The 16368-nt window shown below is 32.1% G+C and carries 18 protein-coding genes and 1 riboswitch; of the genes, 17 read left to right on the top strand and 1 reads right to left on the bottom strand.

Features of this window, described 5'->3' with window-relative positions:
* Nucleotide 1 precedes the first annotated feature (1 nt).
* From flgG to HZR23_RS03460, 4 genes are all read left to right on the top strand, one after another.
* A complete protein-coding gene (flgG, locus tag HZR23_RS03475) occupies nucleotides 2-796 on the top strand; it encodes a flagellar basal-body rod protein FlgG (protein ID WP_207667865.1) in 795 nt (264 codons plus the stop codon).
* Between the two features lie 28 nt (nucleotides 797-824).
* A complete protein-coding gene (locus HZR23_RS03470; RefSeq protein WP_132848277.1) occupies nucleotides 825-1139 on the top strand; it encodes a rod-binding protein in 315 nt (104 codons plus the stop codon).
* A 5-nt stretch (nucleotides 1140-1144) separates the two neighbouring features.
* Nucleotides 1145-1582 (top strand): 3-hydroxyacyl-ACP dehydratase FabZ, encoded by a 438-nt coding sequence (gene fabZ / locus HZR23_RS03465; RefSeq protein WP_132848276.1) that lies wholly within the window; start codon nucleotides 1145-1147, stop codon nucleotides 1580-1582.
* Between the two features lie 656 nt (nucleotides 1583-2238).
* Nucleotides 2239-2976 (top strand): Fic family protein, encoded by a 738-nt coding sequence (locus HZR23_RS03460; protein ID WP_132848275.1) that lies wholly within the window; start codon nucleotides 2239-2241, stop codon nucleotides 2974-2976.
* 45 nt (nucleotides 2977-3021) lie between these two features.
* On the opposite strand, the gene HZR23_RS03455 is transcribed toward HZR23_RS03460, so the two are convergent.
* Nucleotides 3022-4080, bottom strand: a complete 1059-nt coding sequence (locus HZR23_RS03455) for an HD-GYP domain-containing protein (RefSeq protein WP_132848274.1) — start codon at nucleotides 4078-4080, stop codon at nucleotides 3022-3024.
* 183 nt (nucleotides 4081-4263) lie between these two features.
* Here HZR23_RS03455 and HZR23_RS03450 point away from each other — a divergent pair, with 183 nt between their 5' ends.
* From HZR23_RS03450 to flgL, 13 genes are all read left to right on the top strand, one after another.
* Nucleotides 4264-4953, top strand: a complete 690-nt coding sequence (locus HZR23_RS03450) for a response regulator transcription factor (RefSeq protein ID WP_132848273.1) — start codon at nucleotides 4264-4266, stop codon at nucleotides 4951-4953.
* 3 nt (nucleotides 4954-4956) lie between these two features.
* Nucleotides 4957-6150 carry a sensor histidine kinase gene (locus tag HZR23_RS03445; RefSeq protein WP_132848272.1) on the top strand — a complete coding sequence of 398 codons (1194 nt, stop codon included), beginning with the start codon at nucleotides 4957-4959 and terminating at the stop codon, nucleotides 6148-6150.
* A complete protein-coding gene (locus tag HZR23_RS17990; RefSeq protein ID WP_132848311.1) occupies nucleotides 6093-6365 on the top strand; it encodes an ATP-binding protein in 273 nt (90 codons plus the stop codon). Before HZR23_RS03445 ends, HZR23_RS17990 begins: the two co-directional genes overlap by 58 nt.
* 90 nt (nucleotides 6366-6455) lie before the next feature.
* Nucleotides 6456-6995: a GerMN domain-containing protein gene (locus HZR23_RS03435; protein WP_132848271.1), complete on the top strand. Its 540-nt coding sequence runs from the start codon at nucleotides 6456-6458 to the stop codon at nucleotides 6993-6995.
* 102 nt (nucleotides 6996-7097) lie between these two features.
* The gene (locus HZR23_RS03430; protein WP_132848270.1) at nucleotides 7098-7568 is read left to right on the top strand and encodes a COG2426 family protein; all 471 of its coding nucleotides are present in this window, start codon (nucleotides 7098-7100) and stop codon (nucleotides 7566-7568) included.
* A 59-nt stretch (nucleotides 7569-7627) separates the two neighbouring features.
* Nucleotides 7628-7735: riboswitch (SAM riboswitch) on the top strand.
* Nucleotides 7736-7877: 142 nt separating this feature from the next.
* Nucleotides 7878-9059, top strand: a complete 1182-nt coding sequence (metK, locus tag HZR23_RS03425) for a methionine adenosyltransferase (RefSeq protein ID WP_132848269.1) — start codon at nucleotides 7878-7880, stop codon at nucleotides 9057-9059.
* A 110-nt stretch (nucleotides 9060-9169) separates the two neighbouring features.
* A complete protein-coding gene (gene recD2, locus HZR23_RS03420; protein WP_132848268.1) occupies nucleotides 9170-11404 on the top strand; it encodes an SF1B family DNA helicase RecD2 in 2235 nt (744 codons plus the stop codon).
* 52 nt (nucleotides 11405-11456) lie between these two features.
* Complete coding sequence (locus tag HZR23_RS03415) at nucleotides 11457-12137, top strand: ComF family protein (RefSeq protein ID WP_132848267.1); 681 nt, start codon at nucleotides 11457-11459, stop codon at nucleotides 12135-12137.
* 24 nt (nucleotides 12138-12161) lie between these two features.
* A complete protein-coding gene (locus HZR23_RS03410) occupies nucleotides 12162-12572 on the top strand; it encodes a TIGR03826 family flagellar region protein (protein ID WP_132848266.1) in 411 nt (136 codons plus the stop codon).
* A 75-nt stretch (nucleotides 12573-12647) separates the two neighbouring features.
* Entirely contained in the window at nucleotides 12648-12941 is a 294-nt protein-coding gene (gene flgM, locus HZR23_RS03405) for a flagellar biosynthesis anti-sigma factor FlgM (protein WP_132848265.1), read from the top strand.
* Nucleotides 12942-12968: 27 nt separating this feature from the next.
* Nucleotides 12969-13478: a flagellar protein FlgN gene (locus HZR23_RS03400; RefSeq protein WP_132848264.1), complete on the top strand. Its 510-nt coding sequence runs from the start codon at nucleotides 12969-12971 to the stop codon at nucleotides 13476-13478.
* 28 nt (nucleotides 13479-13506) lie between these two features.
* Nucleotides 13507-15012 (top strand): flagellar hook-associated protein FlgK, encoded by a 1506-nt coding sequence (gene flgK, locus HZR23_RS03395; protein WP_132848263.1) that lies wholly within the window; start codon nucleotides 13507-13509, stop codon nucleotides 15010-15012.
* Nucleotides 15013-15022: 10 nt separating this feature from the next.
* Entirely contained in the window at nucleotides 15023-16357 is a 1335-nt protein-coding gene (flgL, locus tag HZR23_RS03390; protein WP_132848262.1) for a flagellar hook-associated protein FlgL, read from the top strand.
* The last annotated feature ends 11 nt before the right edge of the window (nucleotides 16358-16368 follow it).

Below are 16368 nucleotides of genomic sequence, written 5' to 3'. Positions count from 1 at the left end.
CATGAGAGCTTTATGGACTGCTGCATCTGGAATGAAGGCACAACAATTAAATATTGATACAATATCAAATAACTTAGCAAATGTTAATACAACTGCATTTAAAAAGCAAAAGGTTGAGTTTAAGGATTTACTATATGCAAATTTAAAAAAGCCTACCCTAAGTCAAGGGAATGGTAGTCCAGTTAATTTGCAGGTAGGACATGGGGTTATGCCTGCAGCCACTTCTAGACTTTTTACATCAGGTAATTTAGACAGAACTGATAGACCATTGGATTTAGCAATAGATGGAGAAGGATTTTTTGCAATTCAAGGGCCGAACGGAGACTTTTTCTACACAAGAGATGGTAACTTTAATTTAAGTGTAGATAGTGAAGAACTGAAAATAGTTACATCAGAAGGATACACAGTATTATCTGATTTTGATGATGAAATTATATTACAACAGGGTATGACCGACTTAACTATAACAGACAGTGGTGTAGTTATGGTAAAAAATGAAGATGGTGAGTTTGAAGAAATTGCTACGATTAAATTAGTAAAATTTTTAAACCCTGCTGGACTAGAAGCTGTAGGGCGTAATCTATATAAATCAACTGCCGCATCTGGGGATGAAATCCCTATGGAGGATGAAGGTAGAACTAGTAATATTCTTCAATACTATTTAGAAACATCAAACGTTCAAATTGTTGATGAAATGGTTAGAATGATTAGTGCTCAAAGGGCATATGAAATCAGTTCTAAAACTATCCAAACAGCAGATGAAATGTTGGGAATGGCTAATAATCTAAGAAGATAACATAATTTATTGCTAAGATGGTGATATTATGAAAATAAATGAAATGTTTGGACAACATATAATTAAAGAGCCTACTGATAAGCTTAATCGTGAAATTAAGTCTGATGATGAGAAGAAGATGATGCAGGCTTGTAAAGATTTTGAGGCAATTTTTGTAAACCTCATGTTGAAACAAATGCGTAGTACTATTTCTCACAGTGATTTAGTTGAAAAAAGCTATGCTAGAGAAATATTTGAGTCAATGCAGGACGAAAAGCTAGCAGAAGAAATGACTAAAGGGCAAGGCGTAGGTCTAGCCCAACAGTTATATAAACAGCTTTCCAGGAATATGAGAAAGGAGTAGTGTAGATGGAATTGAATAATATAGAAATACAAAAAAGAATTCCTCATAGATATCCTTTTTTGTTAGTTGATAAAATAATTGAATTAGAACCGGGAAAAAGAGCAGTTGGAATTAAAAATGTTACTTTTAACGAACCTTTTTTTCAAGGCCACTTTCCAGGAAATCCTATAATGCCAGGAGTTTTAATGACTGAGGCCTTAGCTCAAGTTGCAGGAGTATGTTGTATGGAGCTAGAAGAAAATAGAGGTAAGCTTGGGGTATTTGTTGGAATCGATAACTGTAAATTTAGAAGACAAGTTGTACCAGGTGATGTATTGAGACTTGAAATCGAAATGATATCCTTAAGAAGAGGCATCGGAAAGGCAGAAGTGAAAGCGACTGTAGATAACGAATTAGCTTGTTCTGCTACTTTATCATTTGCTTTAATTAATCCAAATCAGTAATCAAGAAGAAGATATTATTATTAAAGTAATATCTTCTTTTATTTCTGTAAATAATACAGTTAAAGGGTATTATTGATTAATATTTTGTATTTATTGATTCGTATAAAAAAATTTATCAGATTAATTTGAATTGCATTACTTTAATTAAAAGAAATAGTTAGCAATTTTTATTGTTTAATTCTTAAAAATACATGATTACTGTAAGATTAGAGGCTAGTTAATTGGCCTTATTGTTAGTTTTTGTAACTTTTACATATCGAAATAGGTTACCAAGTATAAAAGCTTATGGAGAGGCATAATAGGCCATATTGATTGGAAGTAGTGAACAACGAATTAAGAAAGCCCCTTAAAGTATAAATAAGTTTCGATTAAGAATTGTAAAGTTAGTAATAATACGTGTATTATAAAAATAAAACTACAAAACAATATAATTTATTTCAAAATAATATAAATATTGATAAATAATATAAAGATGTATAATTATATTCAAAGGGGTGTTCGTATAAAAAAGCCATTAAACCAAAATTTTTGCCTATTAATATTTCTGATAAAGATCTTATTGATATACTAAAGTTAGAAAATGATGCAAGGGCTAAAGTTGAAAAGTTTAGCTCTGTGCTGAAGATCTACTTAAGGAAATACCTATTTCTACTAGAATGTTTCTAAGATTACATAAAGTTATATTAAGGGAAAGTAGAGTAAAAACTAGAAGTCCTAGTGAATACAGGAAGGTACAAAATTTTATTGGTCCCACAACAAAAATAGAAGATGCTACATATATACCTCCAGAACCTCAATTTGTTACTCAGTATATGAGTAATTTAGAAAAATATATTAATGACGAATTCGAAGATAATTTTGGAGTTTTATCAAGAGCAGCTATAATACATGGTCAATTTGAAACTATTCATCCATTCTTAGATTGTAACGGAAGATTAGGTAGAATATTAATAATTATTTATCTGTTAGATAAAAAAGTAATTACTCATCCAACATTTTTTGTAAGTGAGGAACTCGAAAAGAATAAGTATAAGTACTATGTACTATTAAACGGTTTAAGGACTGAGAACCCAAAGTGGAAAGAATGGATAATTTTTTACCTACACGCATCAATAAAACAAGCGGAAAAATATATAGCAAAACTACTGGATATCGAAAATATGTACAATATATTAATAGATTTTGCTAAGAAAGTGAAGATAAGCTTAGATACGATTTTATTTATCTTTAAAAAACCAATTTTCACAGTAAATGGTATGAAAGATGATTTAGGTATAAGTTATAATATTGCTAAAAGATATACTAATAAATTACTTGAATCTGGTAAAATTTATGCTGATGATAAGAAAAGGAATACAATTTATAGATTCTATGATTTGATAGATAAATTGTAAGTTAAGAAATACAGGGCAAAACCCTGTATTTCTGTCTTATCATGCCTATATACTTAACACATCTTGAATAAATAAGTCACTATTTCTACTAAGGTCAATATACTTTTCGTTAGATTTGATTAAAGGCCTAGTTGGGCTAGTAGGAATTTTCATTATTATCTGTCCTACTTCACCAGTATTTAATACTACGGTAGACCCTATATAAAAGTCTGCAAGTTTTCTAATAAAGGTTGTAACTATGTATGGGTCTAACTCGCCAAAAGAATTCTCTTGAAGCTGCTCAGCTGTTCTAAATGGAGACTGCTTTCCTTTATATGCCCTTTCTGATGTCATGGCATCAAAAATATCTGCAACGGCAATTATCTTACCAAATAGGTGAATGCTTTTGCCTGAAAGACCTAAAGGGTAACCAGAACCATCTTCTTTTTCATGATGCTGTAGTACACCCATAGCAATATCTAAACTGAATTTTGTATTACTCCTAATTAGTTCGTATCCGTAAATAGGATGCTTTTTGATTTCGATATATTCAGCATTAGTTAGTTTTCCGGGTTTTTGAATTATATTTTTCGAAATTCTTTCTTTTCCTATATCATGAAGTAGGGCGGAGTATGAAAGTTTTTTTAGGGCAGACTTTTCTAAATTAAGCCATTTGCCTATAAACATAGAATAGATACTAACGTTTATACAGTGTTGGTACGTATATTTATCTTCTTGCCTTAATCTGTTGATTGTATCCATTGTGCGATAGATGTCTGTATATTGCATAATTTCATCGACAACTGATCTTATTTCATCGAGCTTTAGCTTACTACAACCCCTTAATCCATCGATAAATTGTACAACTTTTTCTGTTGAGCTTATATATCTGTTATCATATTCCTGATCTCTACTGATTTGTCGGCTTTCTTCAGGTATATTAGAATCTATTACTTCCATATCATTTTCAATATTAATGGCTGGAAGGTCCCACCTATTTAAATACTCGATTAGATTATCTGAAATAAAAGTTCCTTTAGGCAAAAGTTTAAGACCACTATTATTGTAGAGGTCTTCTTTTAAACGCATTCCTGAAGCAAGCATGTGAAAAGGAATAAATGGCATATAATATCTCCTTTATATAATGAATACAATTAAGGGAATAATAATTAAATGGAAATAATTTGTTTTATTGTATCACTAAAAACATATTTTTACAATTACTGATATGCTCTATATATACCCAAAATATAAAGGAAATAACTTATGATATAATTGAGAGTAAGTAAGAATAACAGGAGTGAAAAAATGAAAATTTTGCTTGTTGATGATGAGAAAATTTTAGTTAAAGGTCTGAAAAAAAGTCTAGAGACAGAAGGGTTTAAGGTAGTTGATGTTTATGATGGTGAAGAGGCCTTAAAAACCTTTGCAAGTGATGGCTTCGATTTTATAATTCTTGATTTAATGCTTCCCAAAATCGATGGTATTAGTTTGTGTAGAATTATAAGGCAAAAAAGTAATGTACCAATAATTATGCTTACAGCTAGAGATAGTGATATAGATAAAATTCTAGGTTTGGAGCTAGGGGCTGATGATTACATGACTAAGCCCTTTAATACTAGGGAGTTAATTGCAAGAATAAGAGCTATAAAAAGGCGATTGGAGTCAAAAACGAGTCTAGTTGATAAGGTGGAAGGAGAATATGCTGCTGGAGATTTGCATGTAAATGTTAATTATAGGTCAGTGAAAAAGGATGGGCAGGAAATAGATTTGACTCCAAAAGAATTTGAGATATTAGAGCTACTAATAAGAAATAAGGGGAGAATATTTCCTAGAGAAGAAATATTTCAAATAATTTGGGGTGAACCATGTTATGATACAAGAACTATAGACGTTCATATTAAAAACCTTAGGGAAAAGCTTAAGGATCCAGATGATGAGGAAATTCCTATGATTCAGACAAAATGGGGAGTAGGCTATTATTTTAGGAGGGATTAAATTTTGTTAGCAACAATTAGACGAAAGCTTATGATCATATATATTGTCTTAATAATGGTCCCTTTGCTATTAGTAAACTACTTATCTACTGCAAATATGAGAACTACCATCTTTAGAGACATTGAAATGAATCAATTAAAGACCGCAAATATACTATCAAATATTGCTAGGACTAATATCAATGATTTAATTGAGTTAAAGATGGCGATTAAACAATACCCTATACCTATGGATGGCCGTGTTATAGTCACAGATAATAATATGTTAGTCATCTCAGATAGTTTTAATTATTTTGAAGGTAGTCAAATTAATAATGCTGAAATAAGGGGTGCTTTAATTAAAGAGGAGAGACAGGGCTACTATTTTCAGGAAAAGAATATACTGCATACGGCAGTTCCTATAATAGAGGCTAGAGGTGAAGATAGATTTGTACTAGGTGCAGTGCTAATTTCGACATCTATGGATGAGCCCTTTACTCAAATAGAAGATTTTAGAAGACGATTAATGGGACTATCCTTTGGCGCTGCTTTTATAGGTTTTCTTGCTGCCCTTTGGGCAAGTAGAAGGATGGCAAAGCCAATTGAAGAACTTTCAAGAGTGGCCATTTTAATTGGCCAAGGTAATTTAGGTGAGGAAGTCAATATTACTTCTAAAGATGAAATTGGAAAGCTATCAGAAAATTTTAATAAAATGAGTAAAGAGCTACAGCGTATAGATAGGGGAAGAATGCAGTTTATTGGAGATGTGTCCCATGAACTAAGGACCCCCTTAGCTTCTATGAAAGCATTGATTGACTCTCTTTTATATGGTGAAAATGACATAGCAGTATATAAAGAATATTTAAGGGATATGGATAGTGAAATTGACAGATTGGCTAGTCTTGTTAAATCCCTATTAAACCTTACTAAAATTGAAGAGGTCGGCATTAACAAAGAATTTGTCCCTATACAAAAACTTATTAACAACTCAAATAAAGTAATATATCCACTTGCTGAAAAATTACAGGTTAAAATAGATATTAGCATAAATGATAAAATAAGTGTTAGCTGTGATGAACAAAATATAATAGAGGTACTTATAAATCTTATTGATAATGCAATTAAATATATGGATGTTAAAAAAGTTTTTCATATGTTAAGATTTATGATAAAAAAGAAAAAGAAGATTACTTTGTTATTGTTGAAGATAATGGGGTAGGAATAGAAAAGAAGGATTTAGATTTAATATTTGAGAAATTTTATAGGAGTGATTTTTCAAGGTCACGGGATACAGGTGGAGCAGGGATTGGTTTATCAATTGTTAGCAGAATTATTTCTGTTCATAAATGGACTATTGGGGTAGAAAGTGAACTTGGAAAAGGGACTAAAATAATAATTAAAATTCCTAAAAAATCTTTTAGAGAATCTTTATAATTTCTTTACAATTCTTTATACTAACTTTAAATTTGAGTTTTATAATATAAATGTACAATAAATTATAAACAAAAAGAGAGGAGCATAATAATGTTTAAAAAATTAGGAGCTTTGTTATTAATTTTTATAATAGTTTTTAGTTTAGCCGCATGTTCTACTAAAAAGGATAATCCACCCCCAAACGGAAATGATGTTGTAGTGGACCCTGATCCACAAGAGAGTGAAGAGGTAGAGGCAACTGTTTATTATGTAAGTGAAGAGTACATTATGACAGGAAGCGGAGAGCAATTAATTCCGACACAAAGGGTAGTTAAAATAGGAAAAGAATCCTTAGAAGAAGCGGTAATTGCTGAGCTTCAAAAAGACCCTGAGGAAGAAGAAATAACTACTATGATACAGGATATTAAAGTTATAAGTGTTGAGACATCAAATAATATAGCATATGTAAATTTATCTAGTGAAGGACTAAATTCAGTAGGTGGTTCGTTACAGGAAATAGCTATAATATCTCAAATTGTATATACATTAACAGAGATTGAAGGTATTGATAAGGTACAAATACTTGTAGATGGTAGTAAAAGAGAAACTTTAATGGGACATATAAGTATTGATACGCCAATAGGAAGATGATATAAACAAATATAAATTCTTATGAAATAAGGCTCTAAAAATGGAGTCTTATTTCTTTTTTGATATCCCCCTTAATATAATAGTAAAAATGGAGGGGATGCTTTGGAAACATTATTTGAGCTAATAAATAAAGAACTGTTAATAATATTAATAGCAGCTATGCCATTAATGGAATTAAGGGCAGCTATTCCAATAGGGGTTTCCCTAGGGATGAATCCTATTCATGCAACAATATTAAGTATTATTGGGAGTATATTGCCTGTACCCTTTTTACTAATGTTAATAAAACCTATTGCTAATTACTTTAAAAAAGTAAGGCTATTCAAATTTTTTATTAATAAAGCAGTTAGACGAACCTTAAGGAAGAGTGATAGAATTAAAAAATATAAAGTTATAGGCTTAATGTTATTTGTAGCAGTACCATTGCCGACTACAGGAGTATATAGTGGTTGCTTAGCTGCAATACTATTTAATATACCTTTTAAATATGCTTTCCCAGCAATTGCTATAGGAACATCAATAGCTGGTTTAGGTATGTTTATATTAAGTTATGTAGTGGTAAATTTATGGTAGGAAAAGCTTGACAGTAAATTTGTATGATGATATTATATAGCCAATTGAAAAAATCTTGATCCTTATCAAGAGCGGTGGAGGGATGGGCCCGATGATACCCGGCAACCATAGGCAGAAATGACGTATGGTGCTAAGTCCCACAGAATTTTTATTCTGGAAGATGAGGAGACGCAAAATATGCGGCCTCTTCTTGTGTGGAAGTGGTTTTTTTATTGTTAATTTGCTAATTCCAACTAGAGTCTAGGTTTGAATAGAAGGAATTAAAAAGGGTATAGTAATAAAAGAAAAAGTAAATGGGAGGTTTAACGAATGAAAAGATTATTTACTTCAGAATCTGTTACAGAAGGTCATCCGGATAAAATTTGTGATCAAATTTCAGATGCTGTTTTAGATGCCATATTAGAACAAGATAAAAATGCTAGGGTAGCATGTGAAACATCTGTAACTACAGGATTAGTTTTAGTAGCTGGAGAGATTACTACTAATTGTTATGTGGATATCCCTAAGGTAGTTAGGAAAACTATAGAGGAAATAGGATATACAAGAGCAAAATATGGATTTGATAGCGATACTTGTGCGGTGCTTACTTCAATTGACGAGCAATCAGCTGATATAGCAATGGGTGTAAACGAAGCATTAGAAAGTAAAAAAGGTGAAATGAATGATGAGATTGAAGCTATTGGGGCGGGAGACCAAGGTCTTATGTTTGGATTTGCTTGTAACGAAACTCCTGAATTAATGCCATTGCCTATTTCCTTAGCTCATAAGTTATCAAAAAGATTATCAGATGTAAGAAAAAATGGGACTTTAGAATATTTACGTCCTGATGGAAAAACTCAGGTTACTATAGAATATGACGGAGATAAGCCTAAAAGAGTAGACACGATCGTTATTTCAACGCAACATGGCCCAGAAGTTGACCAGAAAACTATCGAAAAAGATATGATTCAACATGTAATAAATAAAGTAGTACCAAGTAACCTATTAGACTCAAATACTAAGTATTACATAAATCCAACGGGAAGATTTGTTATTGGTGGACCTCAAGGTGATGCAGGATTAACAGGAAGAAAAATAATAGTTGATACATATGGTGGATATGCTAGACATGGTGGTGGGGCTTTCTCTGGTAAAGATCCAACAAAGGTAGATCGTTCTGCTGCTTACGCTGCAAGATATGTAGCTAAAAATGTAGTTGCAGCGGGATTAGCAGATAAATGTGAAATTGGACTTGCTTATGCCATAGGTGTTGCTAGGCCGGTATCTGTTTTAGTTGAAACCTTTGGAACTGCAAAGGTTGCGGAAGAGAAAATTGCAGAATTAGTGCAAAAACATTTTGATTTAAGACCGGCTGCAATCATTAGGGACTTAGACTTAAGAAGACCAATATATAGACAAACAGCAGCATATGGACATTTCGGAAGAACAGATATTGATTTACCTTGGGAAAAAACAGATAAAGCTGAAATTTTAAGAAAAGAAGCATTTTAATTAATATCCATAAAATATGAGCCTGGTGTTTATGCGCCAGGCTTTACTTATAGATTTTTGTGCTATAATTAAATAATATATCTAACGAAAGTTTTTAGGAGGGCACTAAAGTGATTGAATTAGAAGGCCAACTGGTTGAAATTATATTCTCTAATGATACTAATGGATATACTGTAGCCAGTCTGCTATTTGATGAGGATGAAGTTACTATAGTAGGATATATGCCTACTGTCAAAATAGGTGATAAGTTAGCACTTAAGGGAAAGTGGACTATGCATCCCATATATGGCCAACAGCTAGAGGTAAATCAATATAGACTTGTTATGCCCTCTACGGAAAATGAGATAGTTTCATATTTATCCTCTGGGATGATTCCAGGGGTAGGTGAAAAAATGGCTAAAAGAATAGTGGATCATTTTGGCCTAAAAACTATAGAGATATTAACTAAATCACCTGAAAAACTTCTAGAGGTTTCTGGGATTGGAAAATCAAAGCTAGTAGGAATTAAGGAAGCTTTTCTAGAGCAGCACGAATTACGTGAAATTATTTTATTTTTGAATAAGTATAATATTCCTACAAACTATGGGGTAAAAATTTATAAAAAGTATGGTGGACAGACTATAGATATAATTCAAGAAAATCCCTACAGGCTTGCGGAAGAAATACGGGGTATTGGATTTAAAACAGCAGATGAAATAGCTAGAACCCTAGGTATTCCCTTTGACTCAAAGTATAGAGTTTACGCAGGTACTAGGTATATAATTAACGCCTTTAATTTAGAAGGACATACTTATATCCCCGGAGAGATATTGGTTGAGAGGGCTAAGAAACTATTAAATGTGAAAGAAGATTTAATAGAAGAAGCAGTACAATACTTAGCTTTAGATCAAAAGATTCAATTAGAGAGGCTGTGTGACGAAATAATTGTTTACTCTATGCCCTATTATTATGCTGAAACTAATGTATGTAAAAAAATTATAGAGTTGTCTAAGGTAGAATTAGACGAACAAAAAATTGATAAAGAAAAGGTAATCGAAGAGCTAGAAAGTGTAACTATATCTTTAGCAAAAAAGCAAAGAGAAGCTATACTTCAAGCAGTTGAAAATGGTATTTTAGTTATTACTGGTGGTCCTGGAACAGGGAAAACTACGACTGTAAATACATTGATTAAAGTATTTGAAAAATTTAAGCTGAAAGTTATTTTGGGAGCGCCTACTGGAAGAGCTGCTAAGCGAATGACTGAGGCAACAGGTAAAGAGGCAAAAACAATCCATAGACTGCTAGAGCTGGGTTATGTCGGGGACGATGTAGAGATGACTTTTAATAGAAATGAAGAAAACCCCCTAGACTGTGATGTCTTAATTATAGACGAAGTATCTATGGTAGACATATTGTTAATGAATAGTTTATTGAAGGCTATAGCTCGAGGGACGAGAGTTATTTTAGTTGGGGATGTGGATCAGTTACCTTCGGTTGGTGCTGGTAATGTTTTGAGGGATATAATTGAAAGTAATATAGTTAAGGTCGTAAAACTAGATGAAATATTTAGACAGGCCCAAGAAAGTATGATAATAGTTAATGCCCATAAAATAAATCAGGGTCTCTATCCTGAATTGAATGTAAAAGATAAGGATTTTTTCTTTATGTCTAGGTTTGATGAGGATAAGCTCTTAAATACGTTAGTGGAACTGACGACTGATAGATTACCAAAGCATTATAAAATAGACCCAATGAAGGATATTCAAATATTAGCACCTATGAAAAAAGGTCGAATAGGAACAGTAAATCTAAATAAGCAGCTGCAGCAGTATTTAAATCCGCCTAATAAAAATAAGAAGGAAAAAACCTTAAAGGAAAAGTTATTTAGAATAGGCGATAAGGTAATGCAAATTAAAAATAACTATACTTTAAAATGGCATAATATTGATCCGGATGCAATAGAGCAACGGGGTGAAGGTATTTTTAACGGGGACATCGGTTATGTTTTTGATATTGATAAGGATGAAGATAAACTAACCATTGTATTTGATGAGTGTAGACTTGTAGAATACGATTTCTCCCAACTTGATGAAATAGAATTGGCTTATTGTGTAACTATACATAAAAGCCAAGGGTCGGAATTCCCAGTTGTGGTAATTCCTATGGGTTGGGGACCACCGATGCTACTGACTAGAAACCTACTATACACTGCGGTTACAAGGGCTAAAAGTTTAGTAGTATTAGTTGGGAATGAGAAGTATTTAAAGAGCATGGTCGATAATAATCAAATTACAACTAGGTATTCGGGTTTGGACTTTAGATTGAAAAAATTTCATGATTTTCATATGAATATAAAGAATAATTAAAAAAGAGGAAAATGTCAAATTATGTAGAATTTATTTAATTGGGTGATAGAAAATGTTAATTGATCAATTACTTGATTATTTTGATGTATTACTAGACCTCATATATCCTCGAAATGTCAAGTGTATAGTTTGTGGCGAGGAGTTAGTTGGAAGTGACATATTCGACATTTGTAAAGTATGCTATAGTAAAATTGAGTTTGTATATGGCTATGAAGACTCTTTAGATTTTTTATCCTTTGAAAGAATATATGCTGTAGCCATATATAAAGATGTTGTTAAGAAGATGATATATAATTTAAAATATTACGATAAAGTATACATTGCTAAAACCATAGCTGAATTAATGAAAGAAAAATTAATTGAATATAATGTTGAATTTGACGTAATAGTAGCCGTCCCACTACACTTTACTAAGGAAAAGCGGAGGGGCTATAATCAAACCCATTTAATATGTAAGCACCTTAAAAGGCTTTTAAATAAAAAATATAAAGCAAGAGTCATTGAGAGAATAAAAAATACAGAGGATATGAATAAGCTTTCTAGGATACAAAGGTTTGAAAATATAGAGGGTGCTTTTATAGTTAAAAACAATGAAGCTATTAAAAATAAAAGAGTGATTTTAGTAGATGATGTATTGACTACAGGGGCTACAGCAAATGCTTGTAGCAAAGTATTAATTGATGCGGGAGCTCAGTCGGTTAATCTATTAACCTTTGCAAGAGGATATTATTAGATATATTTAAAGGGAGGATAATTTATGGACTTAAGGAACTGTTCTAAATGTGGTAGAGTATTTTCTTATAATGGCTTTGATATGTGTTCTAGATGCTCCAGTAATACTGAGGATGATTTTAAAAAAGTTAAGGAATACTTATACGATAATCCTGGAGCCTCTGTAACTGAAGTTTCAGAGGGAACAGGGGTAGCCGAAAAACAAATTTTAAGGTTTTTGAGAGAAAATAGAATAGAAATTAGAGAAGAGAATAATTGTTTACTAGATTGTGAAAGATGCGGCGTTCCTATAAAATCCGGTAGATTTTGTGAGAAATGTGTTGCAGAGCTTAAAAAAGAGTTTCAATCTGTCATGAAAAAACCAGAAGACAAGAAACCAACGACTTCGAGCAATAACAATCGAATGTATGTTGCAGAAATGAGAAAAAAAAGATAAATAATTGTAAAGAAAAACCTCAATTTATCCGATAATAGTTGTAGAAGACTAAATATGGAAAGTTGAGGTGTTTTTATGAAGATTTTTAATAATCCGAACGTACAAAAAGTCATGAATATATATAATAAATCTAATAGCAAATCTGTTGAAAAGACTGAATCAACTAAATTAGCTAAGGATAGAATTGAGATTTCAGAAAAGGCAAAAGAATATCAAGTAGCGTTAAAGGCCTTTAAACAACTGCCAGAAGTAAGAGAAGAGAAGGTTAAAGAGTTGAGAGAAAAAATTCAGTCAGGCAATTATCAAGTTTCTGGAAAAGAGATTGCAGATAAAATAATTGAAGGACTTATAATTGATAAGAAAATATAAATTGCTCAGGCAGTGAGGTGAGAATCAATGAAGTCTATTGAACAGCTTCAAGAAGCATTAGAAAAAGAATTAAATATGTACAAAGAAGTAGCAAAGCTAGTTGATGGTAAAACTAACGTTATTGTAAAGGGTAAAGTAAAGGAACTAGATGAAATAACTAAAAAAGAGCAACAACTAATTTCTCAAATGGGTACTTTTGAAAAGATTAGAAGAGCTATATTTGTAAATATATCAAATGAAATAAATATTAAGGAGCCGACTAGTTTATCCGAGCTCCTACTTCATTTAGAGGAAAAAGGAATCGACTCTAATATATTAAATGGGATTGATAAAATAAGGAATGATCTATTAGAAGTAATAGGTCAAATAAATGAAATTAACAAATTAAACGAGAAGCTTATAAAACAAAGCTTGGATTATATAAACTTAAATATGGAATTATTGACAAGTTTGAATGAACAAGTTAACCATTATGGGAGCAAAGCAACTACTGAAAATACAAAGGCAAATAAAAGCTTACTAGATATGAGGGTATAGCTTTAATACTATTTATAGGAGTGTTTATATGCGTTCAACATTTTTTGGTTTTAATATAGCTAGATCTGGACTATTCGCAGCTCAAAGGGCTTTAGATATAACTGGACACAATATAGCCAATGTAAATACAAAGGGATATACTCGTCAAAGACTGGATCAGGCCCCAAGTAACCCATTATCACTACCAGGTGGACAAGGGATGATTGGAACAGGAGTAAGTACATTAGGCATAAAGCAAATAAGAGTAGATTTCTTAGACTTTAAATATCGTGGGGAAGCAAATGCTCAAGGACATTGGGAAGTAAGAAGAGATGGACTTCAATTTATTGAAGCTATAATGAACGAACCATCTAAGACGGGGATTTCTACAGTGCTGGATGAGTTTTTTTCTTCTATTCAAGAACTAAGTAAGAACCCACAAGAGTTAACTAATCGTTCTTTAGTGAGACAAAGGGGTGTTGCATTTACAAATTCTTTAAATCATATGTATAACCAACTAGAAAAGATGGTTAAGGATGTTAACTTTGACATAGTTACTACAGTAAACACAATAAATAGCTATAGTGATCAAATAGCAGTTTTAAATGAACAGATTCTAAGATCTGAAATTGGTGGTTCTAGTGCAAATGATTTGAGAGACCAAAGGAATTTATTAATTGATGAACTATCAAAGATAGTAAACGTTGAAGTTCTTGAAGTAGTTGACCCAAATGATCTTCAAAATGGTGGTAAAAAAACTGTTATACAAATAAATGGACAGCCATTAGTTAATCACAATAGAACTTTTAAACTTAGCGCAGAGGATAAAAAGTTAGATGACCCTGTAAGAAACGAAGTTAAATGGGCAAATGGGTCTTCACTTAATGTTTTAGCACTTAAGGGAGAGTTAAGGTCTTTATTAGATTTAAGGGATGAAACTGAAGGCAAAAATAAAGGCATACCTTACTATATGAATCAATTGGATGAGTTTGCAAGAAAGTTTGCAGAAGAAGTAAACAAACTTCATTTTAAAGGTTTTGGTTTAAATGGGGATACTGGAATACTTTTCTTTACTGCAAATGGTGTAAGTACTGAAGATATGATGGGTACTGCGACTCAATTAACTAATGCGATTCATCAAGGAATAACTGCGAAAAATATTGGTGTTGCCTTAGATTTAGATGATCCAAATAAAATTGCAGCATCCAGTGCTGCAACTCTGTTACCAGGGGATGGATCCATAGCTTTAAAAATAGCTCAAATAAGACATGATTCCGGTATGTATGAAAAAGGTAAGCCAGAGGACTTTATAAAATCTTTGATATCAAACTTAGGGGTAGATACTAAAGAGGCTATGAGGAATGCAACTAATCAAATACAATTAACAGAGTTAATAGATAATGAAAGACAAGCTATATCTGGAGTTTCAATGGATGAAGAATTATCAAGAATGGTAATGTACCAGCATTCATACAATGCTTCAGCTAGGATGGTAAACACAATGGATGAAATGTTAGATACTATCATAAATAGATTAGGTTTAGTTGGAAGGTAGGTAATAGGCAATGAGAATAACTAATAATATGATGATTACTAATATGATGAGAAACCTAAATCGTAACATGCAGCGTCTAGATCAACGGCAGATGCAAGTTTCAACGGGTAAACGTATTCACAAACCCTCTGATGACCCTATTGCTATTTCAAGAAGCTTGAAAATACGTGCAGATATTAGTGAATTAGACCAACATAGAAAAAATGTGGAAGATGCAGTATCCTGGCTTGAAACTACTGAAATTTCAATTAAAAACATGGGAGATGCTATGCAAAGAGTTAGAGAGTTAACTGTACAAGCTTCTAACGGAGTTTTAACCTCTGAGGAGACATTTAAAATTCAAAGTGAAATAAAAGAGCTTAAGACTCAAATAATAGGGCTATCAAATTCCACATATGCGGGGAAATATATTTTTTCTGGTAAAAATTCAGACAGACCTTTATTAGATAGTCAAGGAAACTATATTGTATACCCTTACAATACAAAGAATCCTAATTTAGTAGACCATAGAATGAAATTTGAGGTTGGGGTATCGGAGCTTATAGACATTAATATTTTAGGAATCGAAGTGCTAGAAAACATAGGAAGACCAAGTAGTTTAACACTAGAATTTCCTAAACAATTAGGGGAAGATAAGTCTACAACTTTTAAATTAGAGGGGTTAGAAGTAAATATTGAAATGATGGAAGCTGAAAGTGATGATCCTCCAGTCACTGCGAAATATAAAGCAACATATAAATTCACAAATGAAGATGGTAGTGTTTTAGAAAATGACATAAATATTTTCAATCTAGATGTGGATGGTAATATTGTTGGGCTTCCTACAGGTATACCGGGTGAAAAAGAAGCTGTTTCAAAAAGCATAGTGAAATTTATGTCAGAGTTTGTTTTAGATGAAAATATAGTAAGCATAGACCATCCCCTTAGAAATTATATGTTTGATGCAGTTGATTTAAAGTCGAATGTATTGAATTCTGACGGTGATTGGAATATAGTTGCTACACCTCAAAAGGCTGGATTAATAAATTTATTAGATAGAATAGAAAGAAATATGATTGATGGCAAACATGAACAGTTAAGTAAGCAGCTAGCAGATATAGATATATTCCTTAATAGATTGTTAAATTCTAGATCTGAGGTTGGTGCAAAGGTTAACCGTATGGAGTTAGTACATAATCGTATACTAGATGATAAAATAAACTTCAGAACATTACAGTCACAGTTAGAGGATGCGGATATGGGCGAGACTCTTATGGAATTAATGAACGAGGAAAATGTGTATAAAGCTTCCCTATCTGTTGGTGCTAGGATTATACAGCCAACTTTACTTGATTTTTTAAGATAAAATCTAAAAAA

The sequence above is a fragment of the Serpentinicella alkaliphila genome, from assembly GCF_018141405.1.
Lineage (GTDB): Bacteria > Bacillota > Clostridia > Peptostreptococcales > Natronincolaceae > Serpentinicella > Serpentinicella alkaliphila.
This window is presented reverse-complemented; position numbering and strand designations above follow the sequence as displayed.